The 19475-nt window shown below is 73.1% G+C and carries 18 protein-coding genes and 1 pseudogene; 12 read left to right on the top strand and 7 right to left on the bottom strand.

Going from position 1 to position 19475, the window contains the following annotated elements; translation table 11 throughout:
* The first annotated feature begins 96 nt into the window (after positions 1 to 96).
* Positions 97 to 915 carry an IclR family transcriptional regulator gene (locus tag ACIBP6_RS08590; protein WP_397050134.1) on the top strand — a complete coding sequence of 273 codons (819 nt, stop codon included), beginning with the start codon at positions 97 to 99 and terminating at the stop codon, positions 913 to 915.
* On the opposite strand, the gene ACIBP6_RS08585 is transcribed toward ACIBP6_RS08590, so the two are convergent.
* The gene (locus ACIBP6_RS08585; RefSeq protein ID WP_397050132.1) at positions 888 to 1388 is read right to left on the bottom strand and encodes a MarR family winged helix-turn-helix transcriptional regulator; all 501 of its coding nucleotides are present in this window, start codon (positions 1386 to 1388) and stop codon (positions 888 to 890) included. The two genes, ACIBP6_RS08590 and ACIBP6_RS08585, sit on opposite strands and share 28 nt — an antisense overlap.
* 244 nt (positions 1389 to 1632) lie before the next feature.
* On the opposite strand from ACIBP6_RS08585, the gene pip reads away from it, so the two are divergent.
* Positions 1633 to 2595: a prolyl aminopeptidase gene (gene pip / locus ACIBP6_RS08580; protein WP_397050130.1), complete on the top strand. Its 963-nt coding sequence runs from the start codon at positions 1633 to 1635 to the stop codon at positions 2593 to 2595.
* Here pip and ACIBP6_RS08575 read toward each other — a convergent pair whose 3' ends face one another.
* Complete coding sequence (locus ACIBP6_RS08575) at positions 2596 to 3771, bottom strand: hypothetical protein (protein ID WP_397050128.1); 1176 nt, start codon at positions 3769 to 3771, stop codon at positions 2596 to 2598.
* Positions 3772 to 3914: 143 nt separating this feature from the next.
* On the opposite strand from ACIBP6_RS08575, the gene ACIBP6_RS08570 reads away from it, so the two are divergent.
* Positions 3915 to 5282, top strand: a complete 1368-nt coding sequence (locus ACIBP6_RS08570; protein WP_397050126.1) for an alpha/beta hydrolase domain-containing protein — start codon at positions 3915 to 3917, stop codon at positions 5280 to 5282.
* A gap of 30 nt (positions 5283 to 5312) precedes the next feature.
* Here ACIBP6_RS08570 and ACIBP6_RS08565 read toward each other — a convergent pair whose 3' ends face one another.
* The 4 genes from ACIBP6_RS08565 to ACIBP6_RS08550 all read right to left on the bottom strand — a co-directional run bounded on the left by ACIBP6_RS08565 (position 5313) and on the right by ACIBP6_RS08550 (position 10304).
* On the bottom strand, positions 5313 to 6734 hold the full coding sequence (locus ACIBP6_RS08565) for an MFS transporter (RefSeq protein WP_397050124.1): 1422 nt from the start codon (positions 6732 to 6734) through the stop codon (positions 5313 to 5315).
* Positions 6731 to 7165 (bottom strand): MarR family winged helix-turn-helix transcriptional regulator, encoded by a 435-nt coding sequence (locus ACIBP6_RS08560; protein ID WP_132617046.1) that lies wholly within the window; start codon positions 7163 to 7165, stop codon positions 6731 to 6733. Before ACIBP6_RS08560 ends, ACIBP6_RS08565 begins: the two co-directional genes overlap by 4 nt.
* Before the next feature lie 67 nt (positions 7166 to 7232).
* Positions 7233 to 7646, bottom strand: a complete 414-nt coding sequence (locus ACIBP6_RS08555; protein WP_397050122.1) for a hypothetical protein — start codon at positions 7644 to 7646, stop codon at positions 7233 to 7235.
* Positions 7647 to 7775: 129 nt separating this feature from the next.
* Positions 7776 to 10304 (bottom strand): sensor histidine kinase, encoded by a 2529-nt coding sequence (locus tag ACIBP6_RS08550; protein ID WP_397050120.1) that lies wholly within the window; start codon positions 10302 to 10304, stop codon positions 7776 to 7778.
* Positions 10305 to 10545: 241 nt separating this feature from the next.
* Here ACIBP6_RS08550 and ACIBP6_RS08545 point away from each other — a divergent pair, with 241 nt between their 5' ends.
* The 9 genes and pseudogenes from ACIBP6_RS08545 to ACIBP6_RS08505 form a co-directional block, all read left to right on the top strand.
* Positions 10546 to 11064, top strand: a complete 519-nt coding sequence (locus tag ACIBP6_RS08545; RefSeq protein ID WP_397050118.1) for a hypothetical protein — start codon at positions 10546 to 10548, stop codon at positions 11062 to 11064.
* Complete coding sequence (locus ACIBP6_RS08540) at positions 11064 to 12002, top strand: DUF4097 family beta strand repeat-containing protein (protein ID WP_397050116.1); 939 nt, start codon at positions 11064 to 11066, stop codon at positions 12000 to 12002. Before ACIBP6_RS08545 ends, ACIBP6_RS08540 begins: the two co-directional genes overlap by 1 nt.
* Positions 12003 to 12023: 21 nt before the next feature.
* The gene (locus ACIBP6_RS08535; RefSeq protein WP_397050114.1) at positions 12024 to 13001 is read left to right on the top strand and encodes an ATP-binding cassette domain-containing protein; all 978 of its coding nucleotides are present in this window, start codon (positions 12024 to 12026) and stop codon (positions 12999 to 13001) included.
* Positions 12998 to 13801 (top strand): ABC transporter permease, encoded by an 804-nt coding sequence (locus tag ACIBP6_RS08530; RefSeq protein WP_397050112.1) that lies wholly within the window; start codon positions 12998 to 13000, stop codon positions 13799 to 13801. Before ACIBP6_RS08535 ends, ACIBP6_RS08530 begins: the two co-directional genes overlap by 4 nt.
* Positions 13798 to 14316 carry a DUF1707 domain-containing protein gene (locus ACIBP6_RS08525; RefSeq protein WP_397050110.1) on the top strand — a complete coding sequence of 173 codons (519 nt, stop codon included), beginning with the start codon at positions 13798 to 13800 and terminating at the stop codon, positions 14314 to 14316. Before ACIBP6_RS08530 ends, ACIBP6_RS08525 begins: the two co-directional genes overlap by 4 nt.
* A gap of 111 nt (positions 14317 to 14427) precedes the next feature.
* A complete protein-coding gene (locus tag ACIBP6_RS08520; protein ID WP_397050108.1) occupies positions 14428 to 16062 on the top strand; it encodes an amidase family protein in 1635 nt (544 codons plus the stop codon).
* Positions 16063 to 16218: 156 nt separating this feature from the next.
* A complete protein-coding gene (locus tag ACIBP6_RS08515) occupies positions 16219 to 16926 on the top strand; it encodes a ThuA domain-containing protein (RefSeq protein ID WP_397050106.1) in 708 nt (235 codons plus the stop codon).
* Positions 16911 to 18002 (top strand): Gfo/Idh/MocA family protein, encoded by a 1092-nt coding sequence (locus tag ACIBP6_RS08510; RefSeq protein ID WP_397050104.1) that lies wholly within the window; start codon positions 16911 to 16913, stop codon positions 18000 to 18002. The genes ACIBP6_RS08515 and ACIBP6_RS08510 overlap by 16 nt, the downstream gene beginning before the upstream one ends.
* A 297-nt stretch (positions 18003 to 18299) precedes the next feature.
* Positions 18300 to 18401 (top strand): annotated as a pseudogene (locus ACIBP6_RS08505) (GMC oxidoreductase); the annotation flags it as partial.
* A gap of 78 nt (positions 18402 to 18479) precedes the next feature.
* Here the strand turns inward: ACIBP6_RS08505 and ACIBP6_RS08500 are convergent.
* Complete coding sequence (locus ACIBP6_RS08500) at positions 18480 to 19460, bottom strand: TIGR01777 family oxidoreductase (protein ID WP_397050102.1); 981 nt, start codon at positions 19458 to 19460, stop codon at positions 18480 to 18482.
* Positions 19461 to 19475: the final 15 nt, after the last annotated feature.

Raw genomic sequence — 19475 nt, 5'->3', positions numbered from 1 at the left:
ACGGCTCGTAAACGTATGGCACCAGTTGCGTTGAGTGCAAACTTAGGTGCAACTATCGCAACAAAACAGTGATGGTTTCGGCATGAACGGACAAGGATGAGTGACAAGCCGCCGGCGCCCTCGGCCGGCCTGCGCCGGGACATGGAGATCCTGGAACTTCTCGCAGGTCACGGCGACGACAGGGACGCGGACGGGTTCGGCGTCAGCTGGATCGCCCAGCGGCTGGACAGGGAGAAGAGTCAGGTCTCCCGGGCGCTACGGGCGCTCGAACTCGAAGGCATGGTGGAGCGTGACCCGGTCACGCGGCGTTACCGGCTCGGCTGGCGCTTGTTCGCGCTCGCCGCGCGGACCCAGCATTCCCGGCTCGTACAGGTGGCCGCGCCGTTCCTGCGGCGGCTGACGGTCGCCTTCGACGAGGAGGCCTACCTGTGCGTGCTGCGCGGCAACCAGGTGCTGACCCTGCTGTCGATGCCGTCGTCGCGGGTGTACCACCGGGTGTGGGAGGGCGTCTCCATACCGGTGATCATGGCGGCGGCCGGGCGCGCGCTGCTCGCCGAGTGGGAGGACGAGCGGGTGCGGCAGCTGCTGCGCGCCGTGCTGCCGTCCGGGCTGGAAGGCGCGGTCGCGGGGGAGGAGGAGTGGCTCGCCGACCTGGCCCACGTCCGCTCGGCCGGGTACGCGGTCTCCGACATCGAGCTGGACGACAGCAGCGCCGGCGTCTCGGCGCCCGTACGCGACCACCGGGGGCTGATCACGGCGGCGATCAGCGTGGCGGTGACGCGCACGGCCGCGCGGGAGAGACTGCACGAGATGGGCGCGGTCGTCGCCGAGACGGCCCGCGAGCTGTCGGCCGCACTCGGCCTGAAGACCGCCGCGGCCGAGGCCGGCTACCGGTCGGGCCAGCCGAGCGGGTAGTGGGGGCTCGCGGCCGGCTCGCCGCCCGCCCGGTTGAAGGCGGTCATGGCCGAGACGAGGGCCTGGCACTCCTCGGGCGTCATGCGGGCCACGATGGCGGCGATCTCCTCGCGCCGCCGCGCGGTCACCTCGTCGACCAGGCCGCGCCCCTCTCCGGTGAGACGCATCAGGTTCTCCCGTCGGTTGTGCGGGTTGACCTCGCGGACGACGAGCCCGGCGGCGACCAGACGGTCGGCCATCCGCATGGCGGTGGAGCTGTTGACGCCGAGCAGGTCGGCCATGGTGACGAGCTTGGTCTCGCCGTACGCGGCCAGCACCACGAGCATGCGGAACTGGGGGAGCGTCACCCGGTCCTGCACGGCGGCCAGCGATCGGGCGGCGATGGCGACCAGCAGCCGTGACCCGGTGAGGACCGCCGAGATGACGGCTCCGAGGTCGTCGGCGCTCACCCGGCCCGAAGGACGCTCCTGCATGGGACTGTTGTACACGCTCACGCGCAAGGGGGCGCACGCGAGGTGCGCCGCCGCAGGCCGGGAGCGGGCGCGACCGGGCCGGACTTCGCCTCCTCGATGAGCCGCAGGACGTCCGGCGAACGTTGCGCCCGGCCGCGCAGTCCGTAGCCCGCCTACGGGAAGCGTTTCGCGGCTACCCCGCCGGGCGTACTGCACGGGTCCCGTACGACGGGTGGAGTGGGGGTGACTGGTAGGAAGGGTGCCCATGACCCCTCGAGACTGGTATCCGCCGATCGAGCCGTACGACTCCGGGATGCTCGCCGCCGGCGACGGCGACGAGATCTTCTGGGAGACGTGCGGGAACCCCGCCGGCAAGCCCGCGCTGTTCCTGCACGGCGGCCCCGGCGGCGGCGTGCTCCCCGACAACCGGCGGTTCTTCGACCCGGCCGCGTACCGGATCGTGCTGTTCGACCAGCGCAACTGCGGCCGCAGCACCCCCTTCGCCGGGGACCCGGCCGTGTCGCTGGAGCGCAACACCACCCCGCAGCTGGTCGGCGACATCGAGCGGCTGCGCGGGCACCTGGGGGTCGAGCGCTGGCTCGTCTTCGGCGGGAGCTGGGGCAGCACCCTCGCCCTGGCGTACGCGCAGGCCCACCCCGACCGGGTCAGCGAGCTGGTGCTGCGCGGCGTGTGGCTCGTCCGCCCGTCGGACGAGGCGTGGACGTTCACCCCGGAGGGCGCGGCGCGGCTGTTCCCGGCCGAGTGGGAGGCGTTCGTCGCTCCCATCCCCGCCCGCGAGCAGGACGACCTCGTGGCCGCCTACGGCCGCCGTCTCACCGACCCCGACCCGGCGGTCCACGTCCCCGCCGCCCGCGCCTGGATGGGCTGGGAGCTGACCGCCAACACGCTGCTGCCCGTGCCGCCACCCGATCTCGGCGACGCCCAGGTGGTGGCGTTCGCCCGCATCCTCCACCACTACATCGCGGGCGGCGGCTTCCTCCCCGAGCAGGGCCTGCTCGCGGGCGTCGACCGCGTCCGCCACGTCCCGGCGGTCGTCGTCAACGGCCGCTACGACATGAAGACGCCTCCGGACCAGGCGTGGGACCTGCATCGGGCCTGGCCGGAGGCGGAGCTCCACCTCGTCGAGGACGCGGGTCACGGCGGCTCGGAGCCCGGCATCCGCCGGCTGCTCGTCGAGGCGACCGACCGGTTCCGCACGTCCCCCTGATCACACGGCCAGGTCGGCGGGGAGGAGGGGCTCGGTGAGCAGGCGGCGCACCCGCCGGTCGCGGTCGGGGGCGTCGAGCCAGGCGCCGAGCAGCCGCCAGCCGTGGTGGTAGCAGAACAGGTAGGGGCTCATCACCGACGGGCGCACCTGGCCGAGCGCGAGCGCCACCTCGTCGTCGTCGTACAGCGCCCACCGCGACAGGTAGGCGGCCAGGTCGGCGTCGGAGCGCCCTTCGGCGGCGAGGAACGCCGCGTTGCCCCACACCCCCCACAGCACGTTCTTGACCTCGTGGATCGCGGCGAGGTCGCTGCCGTCCGCGGCGATGCCCAGCTCGGGCAGGACGTGGTCGGCGAGCCACTTCTGCGCCTCGTCGCCCGGGAAGATCAGCTGCTCGGCGTGCAGCCCGAGACCCTCACTGATCACGAACGGCGGCGAGAGCAGCGTCCTGACCTGCCGCTCGATGCGGCCCTCGGCGTGCTCCTCCTTGAACATCGACTCCGCGATGTGCCCCGGATGCCCCTCGTGGGCGACGACGTAGAGCAGGTCGGCGACGTTGAACGGGATGCCGGCGTTGATGTGGATCTGCGAGCGGTGCCCGCCCGCGTAGTGCCCGGCGGCGTGGAACGTGGCCTCGGGCACCGTCACGCATTCGACGACCTCGTCGTCCGGCAGCGGGATGATCCTGGCGGCGGTACGCGCCCGGGTCTCGGCCACCGCCAGGTCCACCAGGTGCGGCAGCCGGTCCATGTCGCGCAGGGTGTGGGCCCGCCGCCAGGCGTGCAGCCGCTCCGCCGGCGATCCGGGCGTCTTCGGCAGCGCCGCGTCCAGCCGGTCGTGCGCCGCCGCCAGCTCCTCCTCCGGCAGCCACCGCGGGCGCAGGCCCAGGCACTGCTCCGCGTAGTCGGCCAGGGACGGCCGCTCGCCGTCGAGGTAGCGGGCGACGGCGCGGAACGCGCGCAGGTTCGCGGCCGCGTACGGAGACGGGGCCTGCTCCAGTAACCGGTCGGCGTCCTCGGCCAGCCTGCCCGGTGGCGGGGCGCCCTGCTCGGTGGACTGCTCGGCGGCCTGCGCCCGCCACTCCTGCGGGCCCCGGTAGATGATCGTGCCGCCGGTGGCCAGGTCGCTGATGTGCAGCGCGAGGATCGCGTAGTCGCGCTCCCATCCGTGCTCGGTCATGACGACCTCCTTTCCGGCGTCAAGCTAGCCGTACGGTTTTCCGTACAGCGCACGGCAGGACTGGTGATTGTGCCGATATGCGTACGGGTGCGATGAGGCGATCATCGGGGTGGCCGGATCGTCCGGCCGGAAGGAGATCGCGCATGGCGTCATTCCCCCGCCCGTCCCGCCGTATCGCCGCCACGCTGGTGGCCGCCTGCCTGGTGCTCACCCCCGTGGAAGCCGCCGCCGGCACGGCCGCGCCGGCCCCGGTCGACGTGCCCCGCGTCGAGGGCCCGCTGCCGGGCGCCCCGCCGGGAGACCCGGCCTCGCCGGACATCGCCGACACCTCTCCCTGGCTGGCCACGGACGCCGACCTGGCCGCCCGCGGCTACGTGGAGCAGGAGTTCCTCCTGTCGGGCGTGGCCGACGCCTACAGCACGACCGGCGAGCCGGTCGCCGCCGACGTGCCGTACCGGACCCGGGTGCTGGTACGCCGCCCGGCGAGCCCCGCCGCGTTCAACGGCACCGTGCTCACCGAATGGCAGAACGTCACCGCCGGATACGACCTGGACGCGCTCTGGCACACCGACCTGATCACCCGCGCCGGGTACGCCTGGGTGGGCGTGTCCGCCCAGCGCGTCGGCGTGGACCAGCTCCGCGGGTGGAGCCCGGCCCGTTACGGCGGCCTCGACGTCACCGGCGGCGGCCGGTTCACCGCGGACCAGCTCTCCTACGACGTGTTCTCCCAGGCCGCCAAGGCGATCAGGCGGCCCGGTCAGCGGTCGCTGCTCGGACGGCTGCGCGCCGACACGGTCCTGGCGATCGGGGCCTCGCAGTCCGCCGGCCGGCTGACCGTCTACTACGACGCCGTGCTGCCCCAGATCGAGAGCGTCTTCGACGGGTACGGCCAGATCGTGGGCAGCGCCCCCGCCCGGGCCGGCGCCGAGCCGGTCTTCCAGGTGCTGTCGGAGACCGACGTGCGCTCGCCCGCGCGGCCCGCCGACACCGACCGGTTCCGCCGCTGGGAGGTGGCCGGCAGCGCCCACTCCGGCTGGTTCGGCTACGACTACCGCAGGCCGCTGCTGACCCGCGACCTCGGGACCGCCCCCACGTACCGCTGTGACCGGCCGCCGTACAGCCGCGTGCCGCTGCACCACGTGCTGGCCGCCGCCTACGACCACCTGACCCGCTGGGCCGAACGCGGCGTCGCGCCGCCGTCCGCGCCGCCGCTGGAGTTCGCCCCCGACGGCACCAAGGCGCGCGACGAGCTGGGGCTGGCCCGCGGCGGCATCCGGCTGTCGCAGGTGGCGGCGCCCACCGCGCTGAACACCGGCGACAACTCGGGCGAGAGCTTCTGCCGGTTGTTCGGCACGCACGTGCCGTTCGGCGAGGCCACGCTCGACCGGCTCTACCCGTCGCACGGACGCTACGTCTCGGCCGTGGCGCGCGCCGACGCCCGCAACGTCAAGGCCGGCTACCTGCTCCCGGCGGACGCCCGCCAGAACCTCCTCGACGCCGCCCGCCGGTGACCCGCCGAACAGGGTCTCAGGAAGGAGGATTCAGCGGCTGGGGGCTTCGTCCAGGCGGCCGACGCGGCGCAACGACCGATCGGCCAGGGTGACGACGAGGAACAGCGCGGACACGCCCACCAGCAGCCAGGCGAGATCGTGCAGGCCGGCCGTGGTGGCGCCGTGCCGGTAGAAGGCGGCGTTCGCGGCCGAGGCGGCCAGCGCGCCGAGGTACATGAACGTCCGCAGCAGCCCGGCGGAGGAGCCCATGCGCGCGGGATCGGCCTGCGCGTACAGGGCGTTCTGGTTGGCCAGGCCGTTGAGTCCCTGCGGGACGCCGATGATCGTGGCGATCACCACCAGGGCCCAGATCGGCGTCCCCGGCCCGATCAGCAGGATCAGGGCGGTCCCCGCGACCTGCACGAGGCTGCCGGCGAGCAGCTTGCCGCGCACCTCCGCGCGGCGCCCGGTGACCGCCGTGACCAGGATCGCCGCCGCCGACATCGGCAGCAGGACCAGCCCCGCCGCCGACGGGCTGAGCGCGCGCCCCTCCTCCAGCCACTGCGTGAACCCGAACATGAAGGCGTAGGAGGTGACGAAGGCCAGGAACTGGCGGACGTACGTGGCCAGCAGCGGCAGGTTCCCGGCCAGCACCCGCAGGTCCAGGAACGGGGAGGCGGTGCGCAGCTCGCGTACCGCGAAGGCGGCGCCCACGGCGGCGAAGACCACCAGCAGCGGCCAGCGCGCCACCTCGGGATCCATCAGGAAGAGCATGAACGCGGTGAGCGTCCCGGCGAACAGCACCATGCCCGCGATGTCGATGCGCTCCGAGCGTGCGGCGCTCAGGTCCGCGCCCAGGGCGGACGCGCGCGGCAGGAACAACGCGCCCAGGACGAGACAGGCCGCCGACAGCGGCACGTTGACCGCGAAGATCAGATGCCAGCCGCCTGCGCCGACCAGCAGCCCGCCCAGCGGCGGCCCGAGCACGGAGACGACCTGGTTGGAGATCGACAACGCGGCCAGCACCCCGCTGGGGCTGCGCAGCCCGGTCCGCTCCGACTCGCTGCGCAGCAGGAACATGGACGCCGGATAAGCGGCCGACGTGCCGAGCCCGAGCAGCACCCGGGAGATGATCAGCACCCACAGCTCGGGCGCCAGCACACCGATCAGCCCGGCCACGCCGACCAGGGCGGTGCCGGTCAGGTAGAGCAGGCGCGGGCCGAAGGAGTCGACCAGCCGCCCGATGACGGGCTGCCCGACGGCGGTGGCCAGGTACAGGCCGGTGATGAGCCACGCGGTCGCCGACGGGGACGCGCCGAAGTCCCGGCCGATGGGGATGAGCGCCACCGCGAGCATCGAGGAGTTGATCGGGTTGAGGATGGAGCCCAGGATCATCGGCGGGATCAGCCGGCGGTCGAACCCCCCTCCGGCGGCGTGTCGTCGCCGGACGCGGAACAGGGCCGAGAGCGTCATGAGTGCGCCACGTCGTCCAGCACGCCCATCACCTCGATGACGGCGCGCAGCTGCTCGTCGGTGCAGCGTTCCCGCAGGGCGAGCGCCAGCCACTGCTCGCGGGCCCGCCGGTCGCCGATGCGCCGTTCGCGTCCGCCGCCGGTCAGGGTGACGAGCTGGCGGCGGCCGTCGCGCGGGTCGGGGTGCCGTTCCACGAGCCCGGCCAGCTCCAGCGTCACGACGATCTTCGCCATGGACTGGGGGCGTACGCGCTCGGCCACGGCCAGGTCGCTGGCCGAGGCGGGCCCCTCCTTGTCGAGCCGGGCCAGCACGGAGGCCTGCGCCGGGGTGAGGTCACCCTCGACGGCGAGGTCCTTCACCCTGCGCCGCAGGCGGCTGAACACCACCCAGACGTCACCGGCGGCTCGGGCGGCGAGGTCGTGATCTCCCATGCTTTCAACGCTAGAACTGTTCAGCCCAGACTGCACAGTTTGAACTGCCAAAGTGGGATTTATCACCTTATTGAGGCATTTGTTCGCTAACGGGAAGTTCCTCCTGGACGGGAACGCGAACAGCCGGCGGGGGAGCCGCCAGCAGCCGGGGCAGGCCCGCGCCCGCCAGCCCGCCCGCCAGCCCGCCCGCGGCGAACACCCCCAGCCTGACCAGGTCGGAACGGCCGAACGTCAGGGTCCCCAGCGCGTTGGCCAGGAACCCGGTGGTGAAGCACCAGGCCGTCAGAGCCGTCACCAGAGCGGCCGGCACGTCGCGCGCCCGCGCCGCGAACACCGTCACCACGGCGGCCATCACCCACACGCGCGCCGGAGCCCCCGGGACGGCCGCCGCGACGACGGCGCAGGCGAGGACCGTCACGGCGAACCCGCCCGCGACCAGCAGCCCGGCCGGCGGCCTGCCGACCCGAACCCCTGAAGACATGATGAGCGCCCTTCCACGTCGCGAAGCCGGCACTCTCAGGAAAGCGCCCGCGGCGTGCGCGAACGCCGATTCCTACGACACTCGTACGCGACCGGGACGCCGCCTGACACGACCTTGACGGGCCGGCCGTCATGGACGGGAGTGGACCGGCATCGAGACGACCATGGTGAGCCCGCCGCCCGGCGTCTCGTCCGGGACGAGCGTGCCGCCCATCGCCTCGGTCAGCCCGCGGGAGAGCGCGAGGCCGAGCCCGACACCGGCGTGGGGGTCGCGGTCGCCGAGCCGCTGGAACGGCTGGAAGACCCGCTCGTGCGCCTCGCGCGGGATGCCGGGACCCCGGTCGATCACCCTGATCTCGACCAGCTCGTCGCCCCGGCCGGCCGTGACCAGCACCTTCCGGCCGGCGGGGCTGTGCCGGACCGCGTTGCTCATGAGGTTGACCAGGACGCGTTCCAGCAGGGCGGGGTCGGCGTCGATCTCGGGCAGGCCGGGGGAGAGGTCGGCCTCCACGCGCTCGCCCGCCGCCCCGAGCTCGTCGATCGCGTGCGGGACGATCTCCGCCACGGAGACGGGCTCCAGAGACAGGCCCAGCACGCCGGCCTGCAGGCGGCTCATGTCGAGCAGGTTCGCCACCAGCCGGTCCAGCTTGGCCAGTGACTCGCCGGCCGTGGCCAGCAGGTCCTCGCGGTCCTGCGGGCTCCACCGCACCTCGCGGCTGCCCAGGCTCTCGACCGCCGCCTTGGCGGCGGAAAGGGGCGTGCGCAGGTCATGGCTGACGGCGGCCAGCAGCGCGGTGCGCATCCGGTCGGCCTCTGCCAGCGGCTCGGCGCGCGCCGCCTCCTGCCGCAGCCGCTCCTGGCGCAGCGCGACGGCGGCCTCGGCGGCGAACGCCTCCAGCACCCGCCGGTCGCTGGCGTCCAGCAGCCGCCCGCGCGCGGCCAGCACGAGGTTCTCGTCGATCTGCACGTCGGTGTCGGCCTGGCCCGGGCAGGTGGACGGCGGCCCGCCGGAGGTGGCGACGATCCGCCAGGCGGACGGGACGGAGACGTCGTCGGGGGTGCGGGCGTGGCGGCGTTCGAGCAGGGCGACCGAGTCCAGCGCGAACGTCTCCCGCAGCCGGCCGAGCAGCGAGGGCAGGGCGGCCTCGCCGCGCAGCACGTGCCCGGCCAGCGTGGAGAGCACCTCGGCGTCGGCGCGGGCGCGCACGGCCTCCCTGGTGTGCCGGGCGGCCAGATCGACGATCGTGCTCACCGCGGCCGCCACCAGGACGAACACCACCAGGGCGAGCACGTTCTCCGGGGCGGCGACCGTCCAGGTGTGGGTGGGCGGGGTGAAGAACCAGTTGAGCAGCAGGAACCCGCCCACCGCCGCGGTGATCGCCGGCCAGGTGCCGCCGGCCAGCGCGACGACCACGACCAGGCTGAGGAAGAGCAGGATGTCGCTGGACAGCGACAACGTGGCGCGGAACGGCAGCAGCGCCGCGGTCAGCAGTGGCAGGCCCGCCAGCGCGACGATCCACCCGGCGATCCGGCGTTTCCTCGTGAGCGCCGCCCGCGACCGCTCGCGCGCCCGGCGGCCCTTGCGGACTTCCGGATGGGTGACCATGTGCACGTCGATGGAGCCGGAGCGGGCGGTGGTCTCCATGCCCACGCCCCGCGCCAGGATCTGCGCGAACCGGCCCCGCCGCGACGCGCCGAGCACCAGCTGGGTGGCGTTGACGCCGCGGGCGAAGTCGAGCAGCGCGCGGGGGACGTCGTCGCCGACGACCTGGTGGTAGGTGCCGCCCATGCTCTCCACCAGCGTGCGCTGGCGGGCGAGGTTCGCCGGGTCGCCGCCGGCCAGGCCGTCGGCGCTGGTCACGTGGACGGCCAGCAGGTCGGCGCCCTTGGACCGGGCGGCGATGCGCGCCGCCCGGCGTACCAGCGTGTCGCCCTCCGGGCCGCCGGTCAGCGCCACCACCACCCGCTCGCGGGCCTCCCACGTGGCGGCGATGCCGTGTTCGGCCCGGTAGCGGTCGAGCTGCTCGTCCACCTTGCCCGCGACCCACAGCAGCGCCAGCTCGCGCAGCGCGGTCAGGTTGCCGACGCGGAAGTAGTGGGCCAGGGCCGTGTCGACCTTCTCCGGGGGATAGACGTTGCCGTGCGCCATGCGCCGCCGCAGCGCCTCCGGGGACATGTCGACGAGCTCGATCTGGTCGGCCCGCCGGACGACCTCGTCGGGCACGGTCTCGCGCTGCGGCACGCCGGTGATCTGCTCGACGACGTCGTTGACCGACTCCAGGTGCTGGATGTTGACCGTGGAGACCACGTCGATCCCCGCGTCGAGGATCTCGTCGACGTCCTGCCAGCGCTTGGCGTTCTTCGAGCCGGGCACGTTGGTGTGGGCCAGCTCGTCGATCAGTGCCACCGCCGGCCGCCGGGCGACGACCGCCTCGACGTCGAGCTCGGTGAACGTGACGCCGCGGTGGACGAGCGTCTTGCGCGGGGTGATCTCCAGGCCCTCAAGGAGCGCCTGCGTGCGGGCGCGGCCGTGCGTCTCGACGTAGCCCACGACCACGTCCCTGCCGCGCTCCAGGGCACGGCGGCCCTCGCCCAGCATGGCGTACGTCTTGCCCACGCCGGGCGCCGCGCCGAGGTAGACCCGCAGCCTGCCGCGCACCTCAGCCCCCGCCCCAGGGGGAGGGACGCTCCCGCACGTCGCTCACTCCCCTTCTCGTCCGGCCTTCTCATTCCGTCGGCCGCCAAGGACAGCCAACCTCAGTCTTCTGCGAGTTTTATCCGTCTTAACGCGATCCATACGCCCCGCATCGAACCTTGACGCCGCCTCGATGGCGCCGTGATGGCGTCATGCGGCGTCGTGGGGGCTTGTTATGACGCCATGATGATGTCATATTGGCGTCATGGACCTCGCACCCTATGTCGACCAACTCCGCCGCGAGCTCGCGGTCGCCGCGGGCGCGGGCGGCGACGAGGCGCGCGCGCTGGCCGAGCGCCTCGCCGCCGCACTGGACGCCGCCACCCGGCTCGCCCTGCTGGAGGCGCTGTCCGCCGCCGCCGACGAGATCACCCGCGACCTCGCGCCCGGCTCCGTCGAGGTGCGCCTGCGCGGCCGCGACCCCGACTTCGTGGTGACGCAGCCGCCGCCCGCGCGGGCGTACGAGCAGGTGGAGCAGGCCGGTGCCCCCGAGCAGGAGCCCGCACCCCCGCCGCCGGACGACGACGGCGGCACCGCGCGGATCTCCCTGCGCGTCCCCGAGCACCTCAAGCCGCGCATCGAGGAGGCCGCCGCCCGCGACGGGCTCTCCGTGAACGCCTGGCTCGTCCGCGCCGTCACCGCCGCCCTCGATCCCGCCCCCCGCCGGTCCGCCCGGCGCGCGACCCAGCAGAGCGGCAGCCGCTACACCGGCTGGGTGCGCTGATGACCACCGGACCTCACCAGGAGAAGACCATCATGCCCGCCTTCGCCACCCCCGGCCCGATCACCGCTGTGATCGACGTGCCCGCCGCCCACGTCCGCATCGAGGCGAGCGAGCGAGCCGACACCGTCGTGGAGATCTCCCCGAGCGACGCCTTCAACGACGCCGACGTGGAGACCGCCCGGCAGACCCAGGCCGACTACTCCGACGGCAGGCTGCTCGTCAAGACGTCCGGCGGCCCGGCGGCCCGATCCCTCGGATGGGGCGTCTCGCTCGACAAGCTGGTCGAATCACCGGCGGACTGGGTGCGTTCGCTGCTCAGCGGCGGCGGCTCGGTCGAGGTGACCATCAGCCTGCCGGCCGGCTCCCGCGTCGAGGGCGGCGCGGCGGCGAGCGTGCGCTGCCGGGGCCCGCTGGGCGACGTGCGGTTCACCACCTCTCTCGGCGACATCCGGGTCGACCAGGCCGCGCGCCTGCGGCTGAAGAGCGACCACGGCGACATCTCGGTCGGCCGCGCCGCCGGGCACGCCGAGCTCACCACGACCCACGGCAGCATCGGCGCCGGCGGCATCGACGGCACGGCGGTGGTCAAGACCGCGCACGGCGAGGTCACCCTCGGCACGGTGACCGGCGAGCTGCGGCTCAACTCCGCTCACGGCGACGTCACCGTCGACCGCGCGCTGTCCGGCGTCGTGGCCAAGACGGCGTACGGCAGCCTCACCATCGGCGAGGTCCTCTCCGGCGCCGTGGTCATGGAGACCACCGGTGGCGGGCTGGAGCTCGGCATCCGCGAAGGCACCCCCGCCTGGCTCGACGTCAGCTCCCAGTACGGCACCGTCGAGGTCTCCCTCGACGCCGCCGACGGCCCCGTGGAGACCGAGCACACCGTCGAGGTACGCGCCCACACCAACTACGGCGACATCGTCATCCACCGTTCCTGACCCCCGCAGGAGGAGAGCACCATGACAGCTGCCATCGTGGCCGAGGGCCTGGTCAAGCGCTACGGCACCGTGACCGCCCTCGACGGCGTCGACCTGACCGTCCCGCAGGGCACCGTCCTCGGGCTGCTCGGCCCGAACGGCGCCGGCAAGACCACCACCGTCCGCATCCTCACCACCCTGCTCAAGCCCGACGCCGGCCGCGCCGAGGTCGCCGGTTTCGACGTCGTGCGCGACGCCGACCGGCTGCGCGCCCACATCGGCGCCTCCGGCCAGTACGCCGCCGTCGACGACCACCTCACCGGCGCGGAGAACCTCGAGATGGTCGGCCGCCTCTACCATCTCGGCGTCAAACGCAGCCGCCGGCGCGCCCGCGAGCTGCTGGAGCGCTTCGACCTCGCCGAGGCGGCCGACCGGCCCGTGCAGGGCTACTCCGGCGGCATGCGGCGCCGCCTCGACCTCGCCGGGGCGCTGGTGGCCGAGCCGCCCGTGCTCTTCCTCGACGAGCCCACCACGGGCCTCGACCCCCGGGCCCGTGCCGCGCTGTGGGAGCTCATTGCCGAGCTGGTCACCGGGGGCACGACCGTGCTGCTGACCACGCAGTACCTGGAGGAGGCCGACCGGCTGGCCCACCGCATCGCGGTGGTCGACCACGGCCGGGTGATCGCCCTCGGCACCGCCGACGAGCTGAAGGACCAGGTCGGCGGCGACCGCATCGAGGTGACCGTGACGAGCGAGGCCGACCTGCGCGCCGCCGGCGACGCGCTCGCGTCCCTGGCCGCCGGCGGCGTGCAGGCCGACGCCGCCGCGCTGCGGGTGACCGTCCCGGTCAGCGGCGGCGCCGCCGCCCTCACCACCGCGCTGGGACGGCTGGCGGACGGGCGGATCGCCGTACGCGACGCCGGGCTGCGCCGCCCGACCCTGGACGACGTGTTCCTGGCGCTGACCGGGCACGAGGCCGGCCGGCAGGCCGACGAGAAGATCAAGGAGAGCGTCCGATGAACACCCTCCAGATGGCCGCCGCCGACGGCATGACGATCGCCAGGCGCAACGCGCTGAAGATCAAACGAGCGCCCGACCTGCTGGGCGGCGTGATCGCCCTGCCGATCGTGTTCGTGCTGCTGTTCGCGTACGTGTTCGGCAGCATGATCGAGCTGCCCGGCATCTCGTACGGCGAGTACCTCATCCCTGGGATCTTCGTCCAGACGATCGTCATGAGCGGCCAGATCACCGGCTACACGCTGACCCAGGACCTGCAGAAGGGCATCTTCGACCGGTTCCGCACGCTGCCGATGTCGCCCTCGGCGGTGCTGACCGGCCAGACGGTCAGCGACGTCATCATGAACGTCACCAGCATCGTCGTGATGGCCCTCGTCGGGCTGGTCGTCGGGTGGCGGGTCAACTCCTCGCCGGCCGAGGCCGCGCTCGGCTTCGCGATGCTGCTGCTGTTCGCGTACGCGTACTCGTGGGTGACGGCGGCGGTCGCGCTGGCCCTGCGCAAGCCGGAGGTGTTCAACAACGCGGCCACCATCCTGTCGATGCCGCTGGTGTTCCTGTCGAACGCCTTCGTCGACAGCGCCCGCCTGCCCGGCCCGCTGCAGCCGATCGCCGAGTGGAACCCGGTCTCCACGATCGTCCAGGCGGCCCGGGAGCTGTTCGGCAACATCCCGCCGGGCGCGGCGGAGCCGGCCGCCTGGCCGCTGCGGCACGCCGTCCCCGTCTCGCTGCTGTGGTCGGCGGTGCTGCTGGTCGTGTTCGTGCCGCTGGCCACGCGGCTGTACCGCAGGGCCGTCAGCCGATGAGCGGGATCGGGATCCGGGAGACCGACCGTGACCGGGCCGTCCACCTGGTCCAGCAGGCGTACGCGGAGGGCCGGCTCTCCTCCGGTGAGCTGGAACGGCGGCTGGAAAGCGTGCTGACGGCCGCCACGTCCGGCGAGCTGGAACACCAGCTCGCCGACCTCCCCGACGACGTGGTGGAGCTCGGCTCGACCGGCGGCTCCATCACCAGGACCGGTGACTGGCGGGTGCCGCGCCTGCTGCGGGTCGGCTCCGGATACGGCGGCGTACGGCTCGACCTGTCACGGGCCGTCATCGCCCACCCGGTGGTCGACATCGAGCTCCACCTGGCGTACGGCTCCGCACTCGTCGTCCTGCCGCCCGGCGCGAGCGCGGACGCCGACGGCGCGCAGACCGGCTGGGGCGGCATCACCAGCAAGGTCCGGGGCCACGGGGGAAGCCCGCACGTGCGGGTCACCGGCTGGCTCGCCCACGGGCACATCAAGATCCGCCATCCGCGCGCGTGGCGCCGAAAGTAATACATCCGAAATACCGCGACAACTTCCCCGTCGCACGCTTCCTGGGTGATCATCGTTTGCCTCGTGCCGCCCGGGGCCGAGGCGGACACCCCCTGGAAGGACACGCACCCCATGAGACGTCCCAGTGTCTTATCCGTACGACGCCGCCTGACCACCCGCGCCACCGTCCACCTGGCCGCGTTCGCCACCGTCGCGGCGGCGACGGTGGCGGCGACGGTGGCGGGGGTCTCTCCGACGCAGGCCCAGATCGACCGGGGCCGTCCCCGCGTGGACCTCGAGACCGCCACGGTCGCGCAGCTCCAGCAGGCCATGAGCACCAGGAAGATCACATCCGAGCAGCTCACGAGCGACTACATCGCCCGCATCCGCGCGCTCAACACCAGCGGCCCCGGCCTGAACGCCGTCCGAGCGCTCAACGACAGAGCGCTCGAGGAGGCCAGGCAGGCCGACAGGGAACGCGGGAGAGGCACGGTGCGCGGCCCGCTGCACGGCATCCCCGTGCTGGTCAAGGACAACATCGACGTCCGCAGGCTGCCGACCACGGCCGGCGCGCTCGCGCTGGCCGACTCCTACCCGTCCGACGACGCCTTCCTCGTCAAACGGCTGCGCGCCGCCGGCGCCGTCATCCTCGGCAAGACCAACCTCACCGAGTTCGCGAACTTCACCACCAACGGCATGCCGTCCGGCTACAGCGGCCTCGGCGGGCAGGTGCTGAACCCGTACGACGTGAGCCAGACCCCCAGCGGGTCGAGCTCCGGGTCCGGGTCCGCGGCGGCCGCCGGGCTCGGGGCCGTCACGGTCGGCACCGAGACCTCGGGCTCCATCCTCAGCCCCTCGGTGGCCAACTCGCTCGTCGGCGTGAAGCCGACCGTCGGCCTGGTCAGCCGGACCGGCATCGTGCCGATCGCCGCCTCCCAGGACACCGCCGGCCCGATGACCCGCTCGGTGTACGACGCCGCCGCCCTGCTGACCGCGATGACCGGCGTCGACCCCGAGGACCCGGCGACCGGGACCAGCGGCGGCGTCGCCGGCACCGACTACACGGCCGCGCTGAAGAAGGACGCGCTCCAGGGCGTGCGCGTCGGCGTCGCGAGCTCGCCGTCGGGCAACCAGGGCGCCGCCTTCACCCGGGCCCTCGACGTGCTGCGCGCCCAGGGCGCCACGCTCGTCCAGGTCACCGTCAACACCGGCGGGATGCCGCCCGGCATCCTCGACTACGAGTTCAAGCGCGACCTCAACGCCTACCTCGCCCGCCTGCCCCGCAACGCCCCGATGAAGTCCCTCGACGACGTCGTCCGGTACAACCTCGCGCACGCCGACGAGGGCGCGATCAAGTTCGGCCAGACGCAACTGGTGGCCTCCAACGCGATCGACCTCGACGACCCCGCCGCCAAGGCGGCCTACGAGGCCGACCGCGACAACGGCATCGCCACCGCCCGCTCGCGCATCGACGCGGTGCTGGCCGCCGAGGACCTGGACGCCATCCTGTTCTCCGGCAACGGCTCGGCCGGGATCGGCGCGCGGGCGCAGTACCCGTCGGTGGCCGTGCCGATCGGCTACGACCCGGCCAACGGGCGTCCGTTCGGCATGACGTTCCTCGGGACCGCGTACACCGAGGCGGCGCTGCTGTCGTTCGCCTACGCCTACGAGCAGGCGTCGCTGGAGTGGCGCCCGCCGTCGGTGGTCAACCCGTCGTTGTTCCGCTGCGCGCCCCCGGCCAAGCCGCAGCCCACCTGCGCTCCCTGACCGCCCGCTGAGCACGGAACACCGTCGCCTTCCTCGAGGCGGCGGTGATCCGCCCTCGTGGCCTCTTCCTCCCCACCGGGAACCCTGACAGCATGATTGACCGGTATGCCGTTTTCTGGCGGCAGCCCGAGCGGTTCCTCACGTGATTGGGAGAGCATGGCAGGCGAAAACAGGCGGACGGTCCTGGTGGTGCGGGGCGGCTGGGAAGGCCACGCCCCGGTGGCGGCCACCGACCTCTTCATTCCGTACCTGGAGAAACAGGGATACGAGGTGCACCTGGCGGACAGCCCCGCCCCGTACGCGGACCCGGCGTTCATGTCCGGCGTCGACCTCATCGTGCAGTGCTACACCATGGGCACCATCCAGCCCGCCGAGCTCAAGGGCCTGCGGGCGGCGATCGAGGCGGGCACCGGCATGGCCGGCTGGCACGGCGGCATCGCCGACTCCTTCCGCAACTCCTCCGACTACCTGCACCTCATCGGCGGCCAGTTCGCCTGTCACCCCGGCAAGGACCCGTCCGAGCCGGGCGCCGGCACCGAGCAGCACAACTTCGTCCCGTACACCGTCACCATGCTCCCCGAGGCGGCCTCCCACCCCATCACCGAGGGGATCGGCGACTTCGACCTCGTCACCGAGCAGTACTGGGTGCTGACCGACGACTACATCGACGTGCTGGCGACCACCACGCAGAAGGTCCGCGCCTGGGACCCCTGGCACCGCGAGGTCACCTCGCCGGCGATCTGGACCCGCCGCTGGGGCCAGGGCAGGATCTTCGTCGCCACTCCGGGGCACAGCCTCGACGTGTTGCAGCACGACAGCGTCCGCACGGTCATCGAGAGGGGCATGCTGTGGGCCAGCCGCTGAACGTCGGCATCGTCGGCTGCGGCGCCATCTCGGCGCAGTACCTCGCCACCATCGAACGCCTCCCGCAGCTGCGGCTGGTGGCCGTGGCCGACCTCGACCTCGACCGCGCCAGGCAGGCCGTGCGGGCTCACCCGGGCGTCGACGTGGTGAGCGTGCCGGAGCTGATGGCCGACCCGCGCGTCGAGCTGGTGCTCAACCTCACCGTCCCGGCCGCGCACGCCGAGGTCGCCCTGCTCGCCATCGCCGCCGGCAAGCACGTCTACTGCGAGAAGCCGCTGGCCGCCACCTCCGCCGAGGCCCGCCGGGTACTGGACGCCGCCGCGGCGGCGGGGGTGCGGGTGGGGTGCGCGCCCGACACCGTCCTCGGCACCGGTACGCAGACCGCCCGCATGGCGATCGACGACGGGCTGATCGGGACGCCCGTCGCGGCGACGGCCACGATGATGACGCCCGGACACGAGCGGTGGCATCCCAACCCCGACTTCTACTACGTCGCCGGCGGCGGGCCGCTGCTCGACATGGGCCCGTACTACATCAGCAGCCTGATCACCATGCTCGGCCCGGTGGCGACCGTCATCGGGGCCGGCAGCCGTACACGGAGCAAGCGCACGATCGGATCAGGGCCGCGCCAGGGCGAGTCGGTCCCCGTCACCGTGGACACCCACGTCACCGGGGTGCTGGTGCACGAGTCCGGGGTGCTGTCGACGCTGGTGATGAGCTTCGACGCGGTGGCCACCAGGGCGTCCAGGATCGAGGTCCACGGGGAGAAGGGCTCGCTCGTCGTGCCCGACCCCAACCACTTCGACGGCCCCGTGGAGCTCGCCCGCCTGGGCGAGGAGGGCTGGCGCACCCTCCCGGTCTCGGCCGGCTACACCGAAGCCGGCCGCGGCATAGGCCTCGCCGACTTCGCCGCCACCCCGCCGAACCGCACCCCCCGCGCGGGCGGGGAGCTGGCCTTCCACGTCCTCGACATCATGGAGTCCCTCCTGGCCTCCGCCGCCACCGGCCAAGCCGTGACCCTGACCACCGCCACCGTCCGCCCCCACCCCGTCCCCCTGACCAACCCCACCATCTGACCCCACCCCACCTGCCTGCGCACACCCCCGCCCACCGGGCCGCCTGAACGCTGAGCCGGCCCGGCGGGCGTGGATGCCGGCACCCGGCCCACGTCGGCGGCGCCCAGGGGTGACTCGTCGTCTTCCTCATGGGCGAGGACACCGTCGCTGTTGACGTCCGGCGATCGACCGCGTCTCCTGGGCCGCCGTGCGGCCCCGTCCTGGCCGGACCCGCCGTGCACATAGCGAGGCCTGGCCCCCCGACCGCGGCGACCTCGACGACAGCGGATTCGCCGCGTTCGTCCGCGAGCCCAGACCATGGATCACGTCGTGGGCACCTGCGCGATGGGCACCGACGAGCAGGCGATCGTCGACCCGTCCCTCAGCGTCCGCGGGATCGACGGGCTCCGGGTCGTGGACGCGTCCGTCATGCCCAAGGTGACGCGCGGCAACACCGACGCGCCCACGATCATGATCGCCGAAAGGGCGCCGACCTCATCAGCGGCTGACGGGGCCCTTTCGGAGACGCGGCTCTCCCGGCGCGCCGCGCACGCGCCGTACGAGGTCGGCGGCGGCCTCCGGCCACTGAGCGTGGTCGAAGGTGAAGCCCGCTTCGAGCAGGCGGCCGGGGACGACCCGACGGCTCTTCAGCAGCAGTTCGGTGTCCGAACGCAGGGCGAACGCGCCGAGTTCGGCCATCCACCTCGTCGCGGGCAGCCCCACCGGCACACCCCACGCGGCGCGCAGCACGCGCATGAACGTGCGCTGTGGCAGGGGAGCGGGAGCGGCGAGGTTCACCGGGCCGGCGAGGTCGTCCCTGCCGGCCAGGAACTCGACGGCGCGGACGAGATCGCGGTCGTGGATCCAGGACACGTACTGGGCGCCGCCCGCGACCGGGCCGCCCAGGCCCAGTCGCACCAACCGCAGCAAGGCGTCGAAGACGCCGCCGCGATCAGGACTCATCACCATGGCGCAGCGCATGGCGACCTTGCGCGTGTGCGGGGTGTCGGCCTGCTCCTGCGCCCGTTCCCATGCTTTCGCGATCTCGACGCTGTAGGCCCAGTAGCCAGGGACGCCGGATTCGGTGCCGCCGAGCACGCCGGTCGCCTCGTCGTTGGGCGCGTCGAAGCGGTGGGAGTAGATGGTGGCGGTGCTCATCTGCAGCCAGACCCGGGGAGGCCGCACGGCGGCCGCGATCGCCTCACCCACCGTCCGGGTGGAGTGCACGCGCGAATCCATCATGGCCCGCAGATTGGCCGCGGTGTAGCGGCAGTTGACGCTACGTCCGGCCAGGTTGATCACGATGTCGCTGCCGTCGATCTGCTCCGCCCACGGACCCAGGGCCTCACCCTGCCAGTGGACTTCGCGGTCGCGCGGCGGCCGTCTGGTCAGGACCACGACTTCATGGCCTGCGGTGGTCAGCGCGCGGTTGAGGATCGAACCTACCTGCCCGGTTCCCCCGGGTATCACTATCTTCATCAGGCTTCCCCCAGG

The sequence above is a fragment of the Nonomuraea terrae genome (assembly GCF_044465245.1).
Classification (GTDB): domain Bacteria; phylum Actinomycetota; class Actinomycetes; order Streptosporangiales; family Streptosporangiaceae; genus Nonomuraea; species Nonomuraea terrae.
The sequence above is the reverse complement of the archived record's forward strand: the minus strand, read 5'-3'. Positions and strand labels throughout refer to the sequence as shown.